Genomic DNA, 16,801 nt, shown 5'->3' on the forward strand with positions numbered 1-16,801 from the left:
AGTTCAGCCGCCCTTGCGCGACACGCCCGCCGCCTCGAAGCTCGCCATTTCGCGCAGGATGCGGCAGGCCGATTCGAGCAGCGGCCACGCCAGCGCGCCGCCCGAGCCTTCGCCAAGGCGCAAGTCCAGATTCAGCAGTGGCTCCAACCCGAGGTGCTTCAACAACAGCGCATGCCCCGGTTCCGCCGAGCTGTGCGCGGCCACGCAGCGCTGGGCCACGTGCGGCTGCAGTGCCTGCGCCACCAGCACCGCCGCGCTCGCGATGAATCCATCGACCACGATCACGCGCCGCTCTTCTGCCGCCTGCAGCACCGCGCCGACCAGGGTGGCAATTTCGAAGCCGCCGAACGCAGCCAATGCATCGAGCGGCGCAACCGCCGATGCATGCAGGGCCAGCACTTCGCGCAGCACTGTGCGCTTGCGCGCCAGCCCGGCGGCGTCGAGCCCCGTGCCTGCGCCGGTGCAGGCATCGATGTCGAGGCCCGCCAGCCGCGCAAGCAGCATGGCCGCCGCCGAGCTGTTGCCGATGCCCATCTCGCCGAGCAGCAAGGCATTGCCGGGGAGCGCGCGCACCACCTCGCGGCCGTTGGCAATGGCTTGCGCGCATTGCCCTGCCGTCATCGCAGGCCCAGCCGACGCATCGGCGGTGCCGGCGGCGATGCGGCGCGACACCAGCCCCGGACGCGCCTGGAAGTCGCGCCGCACGCCGCAGTCGACCACCGTCAGCGCCAGCCCATGTTGGCGCGCCAGCACGCTCACGGCCGCGCCGCCCGCAAGAAAGTTCTCGACCATCTGCCAGGTCACGTCGCTGGGAAATGCGGAGACACCGCGCGCCGCCAGGCCATGGTCGCCCGCGCACACCAGCATCTGGGGCGCTTCGAGCACGGGCGTTTCGCTACCCAGGATCATCCCGATACGCAGCGCCAGCCCTTCGAGGCGGCCGAGCGCGCCGAGCGGCTTGGTCTTGTTGTCGAGCGCGCCCTGCAGCCGTGCCGCAAGCGCGTCATCGCGGATGTCAGTGATGGAAGGAATGGTGTTCTTGTCGGTCATGCGATCAGGCCCTGCAGTACGCCGGCCTCGAAGTGGGTGTCGATGAAATCGGCCAGGCCGTCGAAAGTGGAATCGAGTGTGGGGGCCGCGGCGCCGAAGAGCGCGTGCAACGCGGCCGCGTCTTCGAACAGGCCGTGCAGGTAAAGGCCCAGCACATTGCCGCGCGCGTTCTGCCAGGCCAGGCCTTCGGGCATCACGGCATGGCCGTCCTGCGCCATTTGCGGGTGTATCGCGGTATGGCCGTGGTGAATTTCGTAGCCCGCCACCGGCACGTTCGAAAGTGAAGCCCATGCGCCGCCCAGTTCACCGAAGACGGCAGCCCGATGGCGCACGGTTTTCTCGCGCTCGAACACGGTGACGAGCGGCAGCAGCCCCAGGCCGGGCGCATTGCCGTCGATGCCGTGCGGATCGACCAGCGCCTCGCCCAGCATCTGCAAGCCGCCGCAAACGCCGAGCACGGCGCCGCCGCCGGCTGCGTGCGCGGCAATGGCGCGGTCCAGCCCCTGCGTGCGCAGCCACGCGAGGTCGCCGCTGGTGTGCTTGGAGCCGGGCAGCACGATCCAGTCGGCGCCGGCCACGTCGGCCGGCGTGCGCGCCCACACCAGGCGAACGCCGGGCACATTCTTGAGCGGCTGGAACTCGTCCAGATTGCTGATGCGCGGATACGCCACCACCGCCACGGTACGCGTGACAACGCCGCTCGAGCGGCTCCGGTCGTCGAACACACCGTCTTCTTCGGGCAGGCCATGCTGCCACCACATGGGCAGCGTGGCCACCGTGGGTACGCCGGTCAGCGCCTGCAGCTGCTGCGGCGCCGGAGCCAGCAGCGAGGCATCGCCGCGAAACTTGTTGAGAACAAAGCCGCGCAGCAATGCGCGGTCGCTCTCGGGCATCAATGCCCAGGTGCCATAGAGATGCGCGAAGGCCCCGCCGCGGTCGATATCAGTTACCAGCAGGCAGCGGGCATCCGCATGCCGGGCCACGCGCAGGTTGACGATGTCGCTGGCCATCAGGTTGATCTCGGCCGGCGAGCCGGCGCCTTCGATCACTACCACGTCGTTCTCGGCGCGCAATTCGTCGAACGCCGAAGCAATCTGCGGCCACACGCGCTCGCTGCGTCCGCGCCAGGGCATGGCCGTGAGCTCTTGGTTCACCTGCCCCATCAGCACCACCTGGCTGTGGGTGTCGCGCTCGGGCTTGAGCAGCAGCGGGTTCATGCGCACGTCGGGCATCGCGCGTGCCGCCAGCGCCTGAAAATACTGCGCGCTGCCGACCTCCCCGCCATCCACCACGCGGGCGTTGTTGCTCATGTTCTGCGCCTTGAAAGGCGCCACCTTGAGGCCCTGCCGCGCATACCAGCGGCACAGCGCAGTGACCAGCCAGCTCTTGCCGGCGCCACTGGTCGTGCCCAGAACCATCACGCATCGGGTTGTCATGCGGCTATTGTCCGTTGTCGCCGCGCGCCGCTTTTCTCGAGACGCAGCCGCCCAAAGAAAAAGGGGCTTGCGCCCCTTTGGTGTTTCAGCGTGCCGCGGTCTGTACCTGGCCCGGTGCCCCGGGTTGTGCCTGCGCCGTGGCAGCCGGCACTTCCCACCCACCGCCGATGGCGCGGATCAGCCCAACAGCCGCCTGGTATTGCGCCGACTTCACCTGCAGCGCCTGGCGCCGGTTGCGCAGTTCGCTGCGGCGGGCGTCGAGCAGGTCGAGCTGGCTGATATAGCCGTTGCGATAGCGCGTGTCCGACAGGCTGGTCGCGCGCTGGGCCGAAGTGACGGCCTGCGCCTGCACGGTCGACTGCTCCTGCAGGATGCGGATGGCGGAGAGCTGGTCTTCCACCTCCTGGAACGCGACCAGCACCTGGTTGCGGTAGTTGGCAAGCGCACCGTCGAGCTGCGCATTGGCGCCCTGCACGCCGGCTTCGCGGCGGCCGCCGTCGAAGATCGGCAGCGAGAGCAGCGCGCCCACGCCCCACGAGCGGGCCGACCACTTGAACAGGTCGCCGATTTCCGGCGACGCATAGCCGGCGGCCCCGGTCAGCGAGATGTCCGGGAACCAGGCGGCTTGTGCCACGCCCACGCGAGCCTGCGCCGCGAGCACGGCGTTCTGCGCGGCCGAGACGTCCGGGCGGCGCGTGAGCACCGTGGCCGGCACGCCCGGCGGCACCGACGGCAGCGCGGTGGCCCACTCGTCGGTACGCAGGCCGAAGCTCGAGGCCGAATCGCCCACCAGCACCGCAAGCGCATGCTCGACCTGCGCACGCTGGCGGTCGAGCGCGAGCGCATCCGACTCGGTCGACGACACCTCGGTCTGCACGCGTGCCACGTCGAGCTCGGCAATGTCGCCGGCCTGCTGGCGGCGCTGCGTCAGGCGCAGCGTGTCGCGGTAGGCCTCGACCTGCTCGCGCACCAGGGCGCGCTCGGCGTCGAGCGCACGCAGTTGCAAGTAGGTTTGCGCCACCTCGGCCTGCACGGCAAGGCGCGTGCTTTGCAGCAGCGCTTCGCGGCTGGCCGCATCGAGCTTGGCCGCATTGCTTGCGCCCGAGAGCCGGCCGAACAGGTCGACCTCGTACGAGAAGGTGGCGCCGATATTGGTCATCGTGGCCGGCCGGGTGCTGGCCGTGGCCTTGTCGAGGCCCGCACCGCGATTGGCGCCGGCGCCCAGGCCGATTTGCGGCAGGCGGTCGGCCTGGGCGCTGCGCGCCAGGGCGCGAGCTTCCGCAAGCCGGGCCGCGGCGGCCTGGATGTTGTTGTTGTTGACGTCCGCCTTTTCGACCAGCGCATTGAGCACCGGGTCGTTGAAGGCCAGCCACCATGCGCCGCGGGCCTGCGCTTCGGAAGGCACGGCACGCGTCCAGCCCGCGGGCGGGGCCGCGCCCTGCTCCTTGAACTGGGCGGTGGTCTGGATCTCCGGCACGCCGGAGGGCACGGTCGCGCAGCCGGCCAGCGCCAGGGCTGCCACCAGCGGCAGCAAGGCGGTGCGAAGCGGCTTGACCCAAGGTTGTACTGAGAATTTCATGATGAGCTTTCTTCTCGATCAGTCGTGCGAGCCGTGCGAAGGGCGCGGCGCAGCAGGCAGCGGGTGCAGCCCGCCGCCGCCCGAACCACCGTGGGACGACGGTGCCGGTGCAGCGGGATGGGCCGCCGAAACGAAGTCTTCCCCGTGCGGCACGTCGCCATGCAGCTTGAGTGCGCGGTTGCCCGCCAGGCGGCGCATCAGCACGTAGAACACCGGCGTCAGGAACAGGCCGAAAGCCGTCACACCGATCATTCCGGCGAACACCGCCACGCCCATGGCCTTGCGCATTTCAGAGCCCGCGCCGGTCGACAGCACGAGGGGCAGCACGCCCATCACGAAGGCCAGCGAGGTCATGAGAATCGGGCGCAGGCGCAGGCGGCTGGCTTCGATCGCAGCCTGGATGGGCGTGCGGCCGGCAAACTCGAGCTCGCGTGCAAACTCCACGATCAGGATCGCGTTCTTCGCACTCAGCCCCACCAGCACGATCAACCCGATCTGCGTGAAGACGTTGTTGTCACCCCCCGATATCCATACGCCCGTCATCGCAGCCAGGATGCCCATGGGCACGATCAAGATGATCGCGATCGGCAGCGTCAGGCTTTCATACTGCGCGGCCAGCACCAGGAACACCAGCAGAATGGCCAGCGGAAACACCAGGAAGGCGGAGTTGCCGGCCAGGATTTCCTGGTAGGTCAGCTCGGTCCACTCGAAGGTCACGCCCTTGGGCAGCGTCTCGGCCGCAATCTTGGTGATCGCGTCCTGCGCCTGGCCCGACGAATAGCCGGGAGCCGGGCCGCCGTTGATGTCGGCTGCCAGGTAGCCGTTGTAGCGCATGGCGCGTTCCGGGCCAAAGGTCGAGTTCACCTTCATGAGCGCCGACAGCGGCACCATTTCGCCCGTGGTCGAGCGCACCTTCAGCATGCCCACGTCTTCGGCACGAGCGCGGTAAGGCGCATCGGCCTGCACACGCACGCTGTACGTGCGGCCGAACTTGTTGAAGTCGTTCGCGTACAGGCTACCGAGGTAGATCTGCATGGTGTCGAAGATGTCCGTCACCGGCACGCCGAGCTGGCGGGCCTTGGTGCGGTCGATGTCCGCATACAGCTGCGGCACGTTGACCTGCCAGCTCGTGAACATGCCCGTGAGCTCGGGCGCTGCATAGGCCTTGGCCATGAAGGCCTTCACCGCGGCGTCCATCTGGTCGTACCCCACCGAGGCGCGGTCTTCCAGCTGCAGCTTGAAGCCGCCCGTGGTGCCCAGGCCCGCCACCGGCGGCGGCGGGAACATCACGATGAACGCGTCCTGGATGCTGGCAAAGGCACCGTTGAGTTGGCCGGCCACTGCACCGCCGCTCTGGTCGGCGCGCTTGCGCTGGTCGAAGGGCTTGAGCGTGGCAAACACGATGCCCGAGTTCGAGCTGTTGGTGAAGCCGTTGATCGACAGGCCCGGGAACGCGATGGCGTCTTCCACGTTCGGGTTCTTCTTCATGATCTCGCCCATGCGCTGGATCACTTCGTCGGTGCGGTCGAGCGTGGCGCCGTCGGGCAGCTGGGCAAAACCGATCAGGTATTGCTTGTCCTGCGCCGGCACGAAGCCGCTGGGAACCGCCTTGAAGAGGCCGAAGGTCACGCCGACCAGCGCGAGGTAGATCACCAGCATCAACGTCTTGCGCGAGATCACGCTCTTGACGCCGCCGCTGTAGGCTTCCGAGCCGCGGCTGAAGAGCTTGTTGAAGCCGCGGAACAGCCAGCCGAAGGCCTTGTCCATGCCGCGGGTCAGCGCATCCTTGGGCTGATCATGGCCGCGCAGCAGCAGTGCCGCGAGAGCCGGCGACAGCGTGAGCGAGTTGATGGCCGAGATCACCGTCGAGATCGCGATGGTCACCGCAAACTGCTTGTAGAACTGGCCCGTGAGGCCGCTGATGAAAGCCAGCGGAACGAACACGGCCACCAGCACCAGCGCGATTGCGATGATGGGCCCCGACACTTCGCGCATTGCGCGGTAGGTCGCTTCGCGCGGCGTCAGCCCCGCCTCGATGTTTCGCTCGACGTTTTCCACCACCACGATGGCGTCGTCCACCACGATACCGATGGCCAGCACTAGTCCGAACAGGCTCAGCGCATTGATGGAAAAGCCCAGCACGTGCAGCACCGCAAAGGTACCGATCACCGACACCGGCACGGCCAGCAGCGGAATGATGGAAGCGCGCCAGGTCTGCAGGAACAGGATCACGACCAGCACCACCAGCAGGATGGCTTCGAGCAGCGTGTGAATCACCGATTCGATCGATGCGCGCACGAACTGCGTCGGGTCATACGCAATGCGGTATTCCAGGCCTTCGGGCATGTTCTTGTTGAGCTCGGCCATCGTCTTGCGAACGTTGGACGAGATGTCGAGCGCGTTGGAGCCAGGCGCCTGGAACACGCCCATGCCAACGGCCGGGTCGTTGTTCAGCAGCGAACGCAGCGAGTAGTCGGCAGCACCCATTTCAAGGCGGCCGATGTCGCGCAGGCGGGTCACGGCGCCGTCGGTGCCGCTCTTCACGATGATGTCGCCGAACTCTTCCTCGCTCTGCAGGCGCCCTTGCGCATTGATCGAGAGCTGCATGTCCACGCCCGAGAGGCCCGGCGAAGCGCCGACCACACCGGCCGCGGCCTGCACGTTCTGGCCGCGGATCGCAGCCACCACGTCGCTGGCCGAGAGGCCGCGCTGCGCAACCTTCTGCGGGTCGAGCCACACGCGCATCGAGTAGTCGCCGCCGCCGAAGATCTGCACCTGGCCCACGCCTTCGATGCGCGCGAGCGGGTCCTTCACGTTCAGCACCGCGTAGTTGCGCAGGTAGTTGATGTCGTAGCGGTTGTTCGGCGAAACGAGGTGAACCACCATCGTCAGGTCAGGCGCGCTCTTGACGGTCGTGATGCCGAGGCGGCGCACTTCTTCCGGCAGGCGCGGCTCGGCTTGCGAGACGCGGTTCTGCACCAGCTGCTGGGCCTTGTCGGGATCGGTGCCGAGGCGGAAGGTCACCGTCAGCGTCATCACGCCGTCGGTGGTGGCCTGGCTGCCCATGTAGAGCATGCCTTCGACGCCGTTGATCTGCTCTTCGAGCGGCGTTGCCACGGTTTCGGCAATCACCTTGGGGTTGGCGCCCGGGTACTGGGCACGCACCACCACCGAGGGCGGTGCGACTTCGGGGTATTCCGAGATCGGCAACCCGCGCAGCGCGATCAGGCCGGCTATCAATATCAATAGCGACAGCACGCCGGCAAAGATCGGCCGGTCGATGAAGAATTTAGAGAGATTCATGTTGTTTCTCCGGCGAGCGCAAACGCGCTCCCCTCCGAGTTCAGGACTTCGCGGCTTCCGCGACGCGTTCCGGTTGTTGTTGCTTGGTGTCGGCCTTGGCGTCCATCGTCACGTTCTGCGGCACCACCAGTGCGCCGGGGCGGATGTGCTGCAGGCCGTTCACCACCACGCGTTCGCCGGCCTTCAGGCCCTTGCTCACCACGCGCAGCCCGTTGACCGATGCGCCGAGCGTCACTTCGCGGTACATGGCCTTGTTGTCTTCGCCCACGACCATCACGAACTTCTTGTTCTGGTCGGTGCCGATGGCGCGTTCGCTCACCAGCAGAGCGGAGTCATTGCGCGCCTGGCCCATGCGGATGCGGGCAAACTGGCCCGGAATGAGCGCGCCGTCCTTGTTGTCAAACGAGGCGCGCACGCGCACGGTGCCGCTGCGGGCGTCGACCTGGTTGTCGATCAGCTGCAGCTTGCCGACGAAGGGCGTGCCGTCGAAGCCCGAGGTGCCCATCTGCACGGGAATGCTCTCGATCTGGCCGCGTGCGCTGGCGCCGCTCGGCAGGTCTTTCAGGGCGCGGGTGATCACCTGCTCGTCGGCATCGAAGCTCGCGTAGATCGGGCTCACCGACACCAGCGTGGTCAGCACCGGCGCGCCGGGGCCCGCGGCCACCAGGTTGCCCTGGGTCACCTCGAGCTTGCCGATGCGGCCCGACACGGGCGCACGCACTTGCGTGTAGCCCAGGTTGAGGCGCGCCGATTGCAGCGTCGCTTGCGCGGCACGCAGGTTGGCATCGGCCTCGCGGCTGGCGTTCACGCGCTCGTCATATTCGCGCTGGGCAATGGCCTGCTGGTCCCACAGGCGCTTGGCGCGTTCCTGCTCGCTGCGGCTGAATGCCTGGCGGGCCTGGGCGGAGGCTACTTGGGCTTCGGCACGCTCCACTTCGGCGGCGTACGGTGCGGGATCGATGGTGATCAACAGGTCGCCCTGCTTCACCAACGCGCCTTCGCGAAAGTGCACCGCCTGCACGGCGCCCGCTACGCGGGAGCGCACATCGACGCGCTGCACGGCTTCGAGCCGGCCCGAGAACTCGTCCCAGGCGTTGACTTCGCTTTGGGCCACGGTGGCCACGGATACCGGTGTGCCCTGTTGCGCCGCGGCGGGTGCCGTGGCCTCCGCCTTGAAGCTCTGCATGCCAAGCACGGCGGCGGCCACAGCCAGCAGTGCGGTGAGGCCGGTCACTGTGGGCCACAGGCCCTTGCGGGCGACGGAAGACAGTTTTTGCTTATTGTTCGACATGATGGTTCGTCCTTCTCGATGACTTTTTGGGATGCAACAGGCCACCCCGGCGCTTTTGGCACCAGGAGGCGGAATTCGAAAATGACCGGGGTTACCGGTGGGCCGGGGAAAGGCGTCGCGACGTCTGGCTGGGCTGCCGCGACCGGCCCACCTAGCTGGGCTTGGGTGCTACCGGAGGCGGCGTGGTGGCACTGAAAAATTCGCGGAAGTGTTGCTGCACGCTGGCTTCGCAGGCCTTGCAGCCCGAGGGTTCGGGGTCGTACAGCGCCTTGGGCCAGTTCGCGGCACCAGGCAACACGGCACTCGTCACGTCGATGCCGGCCGCGCGCAGGCGCCCGGCAAAGGTCAGCGCCTCGTCGCGCATCGCGTCGTCGGCGCCCACCAGCACCAGCGCGGGTGCCAACGCACCAAGCCGGAGCGATCCGCTCGGAACGGCGTAGGGATGGGTTGCGTTGGAGGGGCAACTCAAGTACTTTTCCCAGCCCTTGGCCCAGCGGCATTCGGCCTCGTCGTTCGTCGCCTTGCGCAGCGACGCAGTGCCCGCGCACGGGTCGAGCATGGGCGACAGCAAAATTTGCCCCGCCAGCGGCGGATGCGCCCGGTCGCGGGCGATCAGCGCCACCCCGGCGGCCAGGTTGCCGCCGGCTTCTTCGCCGGCCAGGTACACCTGGGCGCCCTTGCCGCCGAGCTTGACGCGCTGCTTGTAGAGCCATTCGAGCGCTGCATAGCCCACTTCAATGGGCTCGGGAAACGGCGATTCGGGTGCCAGCGGGTAGGCCACCGACACCACCACCGCACCGGCCCCTGCCAGCAGCCGGGCCACGTTGCGCCCGTTGTCCAGGTTGCCGCAAACGAAGGTGCCGCCGTGGAAATGCAGCACCAGCGGAACCGTTTCGCCGCGCGGGCGTTGCCCGTAGACCCGGGCATCCACCGGCGCGCGGCCGGGCAGCTCGATCGAAAGATCGGCTTCCACGCCTTGCGCCGCGGCTAGGGCAGCGGCTTCGGCAGAGCGGGACGACGGACGGGGTGACATGGAGGCAACCTCAGGAGGATTGGCGATAGTCGAAATATAAGGCGGCCAGTGTGGTGTTAAACAGGCAACCTGCCCCTACTCTGTTTCCAAACGGCGAACAATCCGGGAAACGATAGGGATTGTCACCTTGTGTGAGAATCCGCTCCCCCTCGGCAAGGGCCGGGTTCCCAGGAACAGTCATCAATGGATCAAATCCAGGCAATGCGGATCTTTGTCCGCGTGGTGGAAGCAGGCACCTTCACCCGGGCCGCGGATTCGCTCGCCCTGCCAAAGGGGACGGTCACCAAGCAGATCCAGGCGCTCGAATCGCGCCTGCGGGTGAAGCTGCTCAACCGCACCACGCGGCGCGTGACGGTAACGCCCGACGGCGCGGCCTACTACGAACGCGCGGCGCGCCTCCTGAACGACTTCGACGACATCGAAGCCAGCATGACCAATGCGCAGGCCAATCCCACCGGGCGGCTGCGCATCGACGTGGGCACCTCGGTGGCGCGGCTGGTCATCCTGCCCGCGCTGGCCACCTTCTGCGACCGCTACCCCGAAATTCAGGTCGACCTGGGCGTGAGCGACCGCACGGTCGACCTCATCACCGACAACGTCGACTGCGTGATCCGGGCCGGCGAGCTGAGCGACCAGTCGCTGGTGGCCCGGCGCATCGGCACCCTGCACTTCGTGACGGTGGCATCGCCCGCCTACATCAAGCGCTACGGCATTCCGCAGCACCCCAACGACATCGAGAAGCGGCACCACGTGGTGAGCTACTTTTCGGGCAGCACGCGGCGCATCTACCCGCACGAGTTCAAGAAGGACGACGAGACCATCGAACTCAACGGGCCCTACCGCGTGTCGGTGAACGAGAGCAACGCCCACATGGCGGCGGTGCTCGGCGGCTTCGGCATTTCGCAATGCATCACCTTCATGGCCGAGCCGCTGCTGGAGAGCGGCGAACTGATCGAGGTGCTGTCGGACTGGCACCGCGACCCGCTGCCGATTCATGTGGTCTACCCGCCCAACCGCCACCTGAGCGCGAAGGTGCGGGCGTTCGTGGATTGGGCGGCCGAGCTGTTTGCGAAGAACCCGCGGCTGCAGCGGCGCTGAGTCGTTCTCCGCTGGAAGGGGTCAGCCGAACACCGGTTCGCAGCGCACCTCGGTCTTGACCGAGTTGGCAATGAAGCATTCCTCATGCGCCCGGTGGTGCATGTGTTCGATCTGCTCGCGCGTGGGCAGGTTGTCGCCGGAGAACATGACATCCGGCCGGAGCGTGACCACCGTCATCGCGAGCTTGCCTTCGGCGTTCTTTTCCATGATGCCGCTTGCCGCGTCGAAGTAACGGTCGACGGTGAACTTGCGCTTTACCGCCATGGTGAGGAACCACAGCATGTGGCAGCTCGAGAGCGAAGCGACGAAGGCTTCTTCGGGGTCGACCGCCGCCGCATCCGAAAATGGCAACGGCACCACGTGCGGCGACGAGGAACCCGGCACTTCCGCACCGCCGTCGAAGCGCATCGAATGCCTTCTGCTGTAGCTGTTGCCGAGAAAGTCCTGCTCGCCTCGCTGCCAGAGGATCTCTGCGGTGTACTGGGCCATGCCGTGCGCTCCAAGGTCGATGGGAGCGCCATTCTGCGTCAGAAAACCCGGGTCAGAAAACACCCAGCAGCTTGACCAGCAACGGCACCAGCAGCGCGGTGGCGATGCCGTTCAGACCCAACGCCAGGGCCGAGAAGGCGCCTGCCGTTTCATTCACCTGGATGGCGCGCGCGGTGCCGATGCCGTGCGCCGCCATGCCGACGGCAAAGCCGCGCACCGCGGGTTCCTTGATGCGCAGCAGGTTCAGCAGGCCAGTCGCCATGATGGCGCCCGAGATGCCCGCGACGGCGGCGGCCACGGCGGCGAGCGACGGCAGCCCGCCGATCTTTTCGGCCACGCCCATCGCGATCGGCATGGTGGCCGACTTGGGTGCGAGCGACATCATCAGCTCATGCGAGCCGCCCAGCACCCAGGCAATGCCGATGGCCGAGACAATGGCCGCAACGGAGCCCACCAGCAGCGCCACGCCGATCGGCAGCCACAGCCTGCGCAGCCGCGCGAGCTGGCCGTAGAGCGGCACGGCCAGCGCCACCGTGGCCGGGCCGATGAGAAAGTGCACGAACTTTGCGCCCTCGAAATACGTGTCGTAGGGCGTGCGCGTGACGAGCAGCACCGTGACGATGACGACGACCGACACCAGCACCGGATTGACCAGCGGCCTGCTGCCGCTGCGCTTGTGCAGCCACAGCGCGCCCAGATAGGCCAGCAGCGTGAGCGACAGCCAGAGCAGCGGCGACTGGGCGAGAAAGACCCAGATCTCGGACAGCTTTGCCGGAGCGTTCATTCCGCCTCCTTGCCGGTGATGCGGATCATCCAGCGCAGCGTGAGCGCCGTTACCGTCATGGTGAAGGCCGCGCCCACGATGCCGGCCGCAAGGAACGGCAGCCACTCGCGCCCCACCCGTTCGAAATGCAGCATGACGCCGGTCACAGCCGGAATGAACAGCAGCATGAGGTTGCGCAGCAGATGGCCGGAGGTCTCGCTCAATGCCTCGGGCACGCCGCCACGCACGAGCAGCGCGACGAACAGCAGCAGCATGCCGATCAGAGGACCGGGAATCGGCAGGCTAAGCCACTGCACGAGCAGTTCGCCGGCCAGTTGGCAAAGAAAGAGCGTGGTGATGGCGTAGAGCATGGTGGCGGCGGATTCCTGCTTGTGTCCGTTCAATGTTCGGTTGCTTTTGCCGCTCGTGTCCAGGCCTCCTTCAGCGCCTGCTGGCTTTGCGGCGGCAACACACCCAGCCGCACGTGGCCGGGCAGGCCGAAGGATGCGCAGTCGCGCAGCTTGATGCCTTCAGTGCGCAATTCTGCGGCGAGCTTCGGATACGGCACATCGGTGCGCGCGCAGAAAAAGTTGGTGTCGCTCGGCAGGCACTCCCATCGCAGCGATTCGCAGAGGGCGCGCTGCTGCGCTTTCCATGCTCGCAAGGTGTTCAGGCTTTGCGCGAGCCACGCCTGGGCTTCGTCGCCGGCCCAGGTTTCGAGCATTGCCACGCCGTGCGCGCCGATGGGCCATGAAGGCGACAGTTGCTCGATGCGTTGACTCAGCGCCGCGGCCATGTCGTTTTGGGGTGCGATGGCATAGGCAGCGCGAATGCCGGTCAAGCCCATCGCCTTGTTCGGCGTCCACAGCTGCCAGACGCGGTTGCGTTGTGCGGCGTCGAACGACGGCCGGCCTTCGAGACGCAGCGGCTCGTAGGCCATGTCGAGCACGCAGGCACCGTCCGCGTCCGTGTGCGGCATGAGATCGGCCTGGCCCAGCGGGCTCGAGGGCTCGCAGAACCAGCGCAGTGCCGGCCTTCCGCGCGGGTCGGCGGTGCGCAACGTCTGCAAACCCCAGGCCGACGCCGCCCGCTCGTAGTCGCCATAGCTGTGCATCGGCAGGCAGGCCTCCCGTCCACCGCCTTGCGCCCAGGCGGCTGTGATGCGGTGAATGAATTCGCTCGCACTGCCCGCAATGACCACGCGTTCGACGGCCACGTCATGAAAGGCGGCCAGCGCGCGACGCAGCGAGGTGTAGGCCGGGTCAGGATAGTGCGCTGCATCGGCCGCGCGCAACGCTGCCAGAACGGCAGGGCACGGGCCCGCCGCATTGCCGTTGGTCGAGAAATCGTGCCGCGCCGCACCGGCGCCGTCGGGGCCGCCATGCAGCGCATGGGTTGGTGTCGTTCGTTCCAGTGTCATGCCCACCTCGCGATGGCGAAGATCGCCAATGATGCACACGCCGCCAGCGCGAGCGCGGCCCTGCCGCCCAGTTGCGCTGCGCGCTGCGTGTCGGCCGCTTCGGCGCGCCGCCCTTCCGCATTCAAGGCGTACACGCCGGGCTTGGCCAGCCGCACGCCAAGCAGCAATGCCATCGCCGCCATCGGCCACCCGCTGTTGGGCGAAGGCGTGCGGCGCGCCTCTGGCGCCAGCCCTCGCGGCCACTGCTGCGACGCGAGCGCAAGCAGCAGCACGGTGAGCCGGGCCGGCAGCCACGAAAGCACGTCGTCTGCCCGCGCGGCCCATTTGCCGAACCACGTCCAGTCGCGGCCACCGCGCTCGCCGCGGTAGCCCCACATGGCATCGGCCGTGTTCGCGAAGCGATAGACCGCGGCGCCCGGCAGGCCCAGCAGCACAAACCAGAACAGCGGGGCCACCAGCGAATCGTTGAGGTTCTCGGCCAGCGACTCGATGGCGCTTTCGCGCACTTCGCTTTCACTGAGCATGGTGACGTCCCGGCTCACCAACCGGGCGAGCTGCGCACGGCCCGCCTCCAGCGACACCGCGAGCGCCGCCTCCACGGCCAGCACTTCATTGCGCAGCATGCGCCATGCGAAGAGCGGCTTCAATGCAATAGCAAGCACTACGGCAGTTGCCCAGTCGGGCAGCCATTGCAGTGCGGTTGCCTGCACCGTCAGGGCCATGGCGCCAACGACCATTGCACCAACGCACCAGGCCAGCGCGCCCTTCAGGAACAGCGACAGATCGCGCGGCCTTGCATCGGCCGCGAGCGGCGCAAGGCGGGAGCCGAACCAACCAAGGTAGTGCCCCATCCACACCACGGGATGCCAGCGCACCGCCGGCTCGCCCAGCCAACGGTCGATGGCCAGCGCAAGCCACAAGGCGGCTGCGGAAGCCAAAGGCTCAATCCTCGATGCCGCGCTGCGCGGGAATCCCGGCCTTGAAGGCGTGCTTGACCATGGTCATGTCGGTCACGGTGTCGGCCAGCTCGATGATCTCGGGCGGACAGCGACGGCCGGTCAGCACCACGTGCACATGCTTCGGCCGCTCGCGCAGCGTTTCGAGCACACCGTCGAGCGGCAGCCAGCCGTAGATCAGCGGATAGGTGATCTCGTCGAGCACCACCAGAAAGAACTCGCCCGAAAGAATGGCCGCCCTGGCCTTTTCCCAGCCGTCGCGCGCAAGCTGGCTCGAGCGCTCGAGATCCTGGCTCTTCCAGCTGAAGCCGTCGCCCAGGCCTTCGATGGGAATGCCGATCTGCTCGAACATGCGGTGCTCGCCGAAACGGGCCGAGGGCACTTTCATGAACTGGTAGATCTTCACCGCCTTGCCGCGGCCGTGCGCACGCAACGCCAAGCCGAAGGCGGCCGTGCTCTTGCCCTTGCCGTCACCGGTGTTGACGATGACGATGCCGCGGCGTTCGCCCTCGGGTTTTTCGTAGGGCTTGTCGCTGGGGGAGTTTCGATCTGCATGGTGTGGTGTTCGGAAAGTCGTTCAATTCGGCAAGGCAATCCACTGGTCCGCCACGCGATGCACACGAATGCGGTGATCGAACACCTGCTCGAGCGCTGCGTGCGTGGCCGGGTCGCTGCTGCCGCCGTGGTGCACCACGCGGCCATGATTCATCACGACCAACTCGTCGGCCGCAAGTGCCATGGGCAGTTCGTGCAGCACGCTGACCACGGTGCGGCCTTCGGCCACCAAGGCACGCGCGGTCTGCATCCAGTCGGCCTGGTGGGGCGGATCGAGGTTGGCGAGTGGCTCGTCCATCAGCAGCAGCTCGGCCTCGACCGCGAGCACACGCGCCATCAGTACGCGCTGGCGCTCGCCGCCGGAGAGCTGGCCCAGCGGGCGTTCGCGCCACTCCCAGGCCTGCGTGCTGCGCAATGCGCGCTCCACGGCCTCGCGGTCTTCCGCGCTGGGCGCGGCAAGCCAGCGCTGGTGCGGCAGGCGGCCGAGCATCGCAATGTCGTAGACCATCAGGTCGTCGGCGCTGCCCTCGCCCGCCGCACCGCTCTGGCCCAGCCATGAAAGGCGCTGTGCGCGAATGCGGCCGGGCACCTTGGCGGCCGGCTCGCCGAAAAGAAAAACTTCGCCACGGTGCGGAAGCAGGCCTGCAAGCGCCTTGAGCAAGGTCGACTTTCCCGCGCCGTTCGGCCCGACGATGCTGGTCCACCGCGCGGCGCCCAGCTTCAGCTCGATGCCGTGCAGCACCTCGGTGCTGCCGAGCGTGGCACTCAAGCCGCGTACTTCGATGGCGGGAATGCGGCCGCTCATGCCACGCCTCCCCGCGCGCTGCGCCTGTGCATCAGCCACAGCAGGTAGCTGCCTCCGAGCACGGCCGTGAGCACGCCCACGGGCAGCTCCTGCGGGGCAATGAGCCAGCGCGCTGCGAGGTCGGCGGACATCAGCAGCAGTCCGCCCATGGCCGTTGACAGCACGATCAACCCGGCATGCGTGGTCTTGACCACCGAGCGCACGAGGTGCGGCGAGGCAAGGCCCACGAAAGCGATCAGGCCCGTTTGCGCCACGGCCGCGCCGGTGGCGAGCGCGAGCACCACCACCAGCGCGGCGCGCATGGCGCCCAGCGGAAGGCCAAGGCTTCTTGCAGTGGCCTCGCCCAGCGAAAGGCTGTCGAGCACCGGCGCAAGCGCCCAGCCCAGCAGCAGGCATACCACACCGGCAGCGGCCATCACGGCGCATGCGCTCCAGCCGACCAGGCCGGTGCTGCCGAGAATGAAGCCCTGGATGGCCTGCAGGACATCGGCCGAAGCGATGGTGATCAGGTCTTTGGCGGCGCCGAGCACCACGCCGACGATCACGCCCGCCAGCAGCAGCCGAAGTGTCTGCTGCACGCCGCGCGCGAGCAGCAGCGTGAGCATCACCGCGAGCACCGCCCCCACGAAGGCCGCACCGGTAAGGCCAAGGCGCAATGCCCATTGCATGTTTGCGACCGAGCCGCCAAACAGCATGAGCGCCACCGCCACGCCGAGCGAAGCGCCCGATGCGCTGCCGAGCAGGTAGGGGTCGGCCAGCGGATTGCGAAACAGCCCCTGCGCCACCGCGCCCGCGAGACCGAGCAGCGCACCCGCGAGCCAGGCGCCGAGCGTGCGCGGCAGCCGGATGTCCCACACGATCTGCAGTGCCACCGGATCGCGCCATGCCGCCAGCAGGCTTTCGAAGCCGGTGCTGCCGATGCCCAGCCCGAGCAGCGCGAACGCAATGCCCAAGCCAAGCAAGGCAATGCCGAAGAGCCAGACCCTGCGCTGATGGTGCGTGTGCATGAAGAATTCTTGCGGC

General features: G+C 67.6%; 14 protein-coding genes and 1 pseudogene. 1 reads left to right on the forward strand and 14 read right to left on the reverse strand.

Annotation, left to right across the window (positions count from 1 at the left end; translation table 11 throughout):
* Nucleotides 1-3: 3 nt before the first annotated feature.
* From cobT to M0765_RS25490, 6 genes are all read right to left on the reverse strand, one after another.
* On the reverse strand, nucleotides 4-1,050 hold the full coding sequence (cobT, locus tag M0765_RS25465; RefSeq protein WP_258506765.1) for a nicotinate-nucleotide--dimethylbenzimidazole phosphoribosyltransferase: 1,047 nt from the start codon (nucleotides 1,048-1,050) through the stop codon (nucleotides 4-6).
* Nucleotides 1,047-2,486 carry a cobyric acid synthase gene (locus M0765_RS25470; RefSeq protein ID WP_258506766.1) on the reverse strand — a complete coding sequence of 480 codons (1,440 nt, stop codon included), beginning with the start codon at nucleotides 2,484-2,486 and terminating at the stop codon, nucleotides 1,047-1,049. The genes cobT and M0765_RS25470 overlap by 4 nt, the downstream gene beginning before the upstream one ends.
* Before the next feature lie 85 nt (nucleotides 2,487-2,571).
* Nucleotides 2,572-4,065 carry an efflux transporter outer membrane subunit gene (locus M0765_RS25475; RefSeq protein ID WP_258506768.1) on the reverse strand — a complete coding sequence of 498 codons (1,494 nt, stop codon included), beginning with the start codon at nucleotides 4,063-4,065 and terminating at the stop codon, nucleotides 2,572-2,574.
* Nucleotides 4,066-4,083: 18 nt separating this feature from the next.
* Nucleotides 4,084-7,368, reverse strand: a complete 3,285-nt coding sequence (locus M0765_RS25480) for an efflux RND transporter permease subunit (protein ID WP_258506770.1) — start codon at nucleotides 7,366-7,368, stop codon at nucleotides 4,084-4,086.
* A gap of 40 nt (nucleotides 7,369-7,408) precedes the next feature.
* Nucleotides 7,409-8,659 (reverse strand): efflux RND transporter periplasmic adaptor subunit, encoded by a 1,251-nt coding sequence (locus M0765_RS25485; protein ID WP_258506772.1) that lies wholly within the window; start codon nucleotides 8,657-8,659, stop codon nucleotides 7,409-7,411.
* A gap of 151 nt (nucleotides 8,660-8,810) precedes the next feature.
* Nucleotides 8,811-9,692, reverse strand: a complete 882-nt coding sequence (locus M0765_RS25490; protein ID WP_258506774.1) for an alpha/beta hydrolase — start codon at nucleotides 9,690-9,692, stop codon at nucleotides 8,811-8,813.
* Between the two features lie 183 nt (nucleotides 9,693-9,875).
* On the opposite strand from M0765_RS25490, the gene M0765_RS25495 reads away from it, so the two are divergent.
* Nucleotides 9,876-10,790, forward strand: coding sequence for a LysR family transcriptional regulator (locus M0765_RS25495; protein WP_126749659.1), 915 nt, complete (start codon nucleotides 9,876-9,878; stop codon nucleotides 10,788-10,790).
* A gap of 21 nt (nucleotides 10,791-10,811) precedes the next feature.
* On the opposite strand, the gene M0765_RS25500 is transcribed toward M0765_RS25495, so the two are convergent.
* From M0765_RS25500 to M0765_RS25535, 8 genes and pseudogenes are all read right to left on the reverse strand, one after another.
* The gene (locus M0765_RS25500) at nucleotides 10,812-11,279 is read right to left on the reverse strand and encodes an OsmC family protein (RefSeq protein ID WP_258506777.1); all 468 of its coding nucleotides are present in this window, start codon (nucleotides 11,277-11,279) and stop codon (nucleotides 10,812-10,814) included.
* Nucleotides 11,280-11,331: 52 nt separating this feature from the next.
* Nucleotides 11,332-12,063, reverse strand: a complete 732-nt coding sequence (locus M0765_RS25505) for an LrgB family protein (RefSeq protein ID WP_258506782.1) — start codon at nucleotides 12,061-12,063, stop codon at nucleotides 11,332-11,334.
* Entirely contained in the window at nucleotides 12,060-12,413 is a 354-nt protein-coding gene (locus M0765_RS25510) for a CidA/LrgA family protein (RefSeq protein ID WP_258508459.1), read from the reverse strand. Before M0765_RS25510 ends, M0765_RS25505 begins: the two co-directional genes overlap by 4 nt.
* Before the next feature lie 29 nt (nucleotides 12,414-12,442).
* Complete coding sequence (locus tag M0765_RS25515) at nucleotides 12,443-13,462, reverse strand: aminotransferase class I/II-fold pyridoxal phosphate-dependent enzyme (protein WP_258506793.1); 1,020 nt, start codon at nucleotides 13,460-13,462, stop codon at nucleotides 12,443-12,445.
* On the reverse strand, nucleotides 13,459-14,400 hold the full coding sequence (gene cbiB / locus M0765_RS25520; RefSeq protein ID WP_258506795.1) for an adenosylcobinamide-phosphate synthase CbiB: 942 nt from the start codon (nucleotides 14,398-14,400) through the stop codon (nucleotides 13,459-13,461). Before cbiB ends, M0765_RS25515 begins: the two co-directional genes overlap by 4 nt.
* 4 nt (nucleotides 14,401-14,404) lie before the next feature.
* Nucleotides 14,405-14,973 (reverse strand): annotated as a pseudogene (gene cobO / locus M0765_RS25525) (cob(I)yrinic acid a,c-diamide adenosyltransferase).
* 22 nt (nucleotides 14,974-14,995) lie between these two features.
* Nucleotides 14,996-15,778, reverse strand: coding sequence for an ABC transporter ATP-binding protein (locus M0765_RS25530; RefSeq protein WP_258506798.1), 783 nt, complete (start codon nucleotides 15,776-15,778; stop codon nucleotides 14,996-14,998).
* A complete protein-coding gene (locus M0765_RS25535) occupies nucleotides 15,775-16,785 on the reverse strand; it encodes a FecCD family ABC transporter permease (protein ID WP_258506799.1) in 1,011 nt (336 codons plus the stop codon). Before M0765_RS25535 ends, M0765_RS25530 begins: the two co-directional genes overlap by 4 nt.
* Nucleotides 16,786-16,801 lie beyond the last annotated feature (16 nt).

The sequence above is a fragment of the Variovorax sp. S12S4 genome (genome assembly GCF_023195515.1).
Taxonomy (GTDB): Bacteria; Pseudomonadota; Gammaproteobacteria; order Burkholderiales; family Burkholderiaceae_C; genus Variovorax.

Coding starts and splice junctions, on each gene's coding strand:
- cobT (WP_258506765.1), bottom strand. CDS start 1,050: ATGACCGACAAGAACACCATTCCTTCCATCACTGACATCCGCGATGAC.
- M0765_RS25470 (WP_258506766.1), bottom strand. CDS start 2,486: ATGACAACCCGATGCGTGATGGTTCTGGGCACGACCAGTGGCGCCGGC.
- M0765_RS25475 (WP_258506768.1), bottom strand. CDS start 4,065: ATGAAATTCTCAGTACAACCTTGGGTCAAGCCGCTTCGCACCGCCTTG.
- M0765_RS25480 (WP_258506770.1), bottom strand. CDS start 7,368: ATGAATCTCTCTAAATTCTTCATCGACCGGCCGATCTTTGCCGGCGTG.
- M0765_RS25485 (WP_258506772.1), bottom strand. CDS start 8,659: ATGTCGAACAATAAGCAAAAACTGTCTTCCGTCGCCCGCAAGGGCCTG.
- M0765_RS25490 (WP_258506774.1), bottom strand. CDS start 9,692: ATGTCACCCCGTCCGTCGTCCCGCTCTGCCGAAGCCGCTGCCCTAGCC.
- M0765_RS25495 (WP_126749659.1), top strand. CDS start 9,876: ATGGATCAAATCCAGGCAATGCGGATCTTTGTCCGCGTGGTGGAAGCA.
- M0765_RS25500 (WP_258506777.1), bottom strand. CDS start 11,279: ATGGCCCAGTACACCGCAGAGATCCTCTGGCAGCGAGGCGAGCAGGAC.
- M0765_RS25505 (WP_258506782.1), bottom strand. CDS start 12,063: ATGAACGCTCCGGCAAAGCTGTCCGAGATCTGGGTCTTTCTCGCCCAG.
- M0765_RS25510 (WP_258508459.1), bottom strand. CDS start 12,413: ATGCTCTACGCCATCACCACGCTCTTTCTTTGCCAACTGGCCGGCGAA.
- M0765_RS25515 (WP_258506793.1), bottom strand. CDS start 13,462: ATGACACTGGAACGAACGACACCAACCCATGCGCTGCATGGCGGCCCC.
- M0765_RS25530 (WP_258506798.1), bottom strand. CDS start 15,778: ATGAGCGGCCGCATTCCCGCCATCGAAGTACGCGGCTTGAGTGCCACG.
- M0765_RS25535 (WP_258506799.1), bottom strand. CDS start 16,785: ATGCACACGCACCATCAGCGCAGGGTCTGGCTCTTCGGCATTGCCTTG.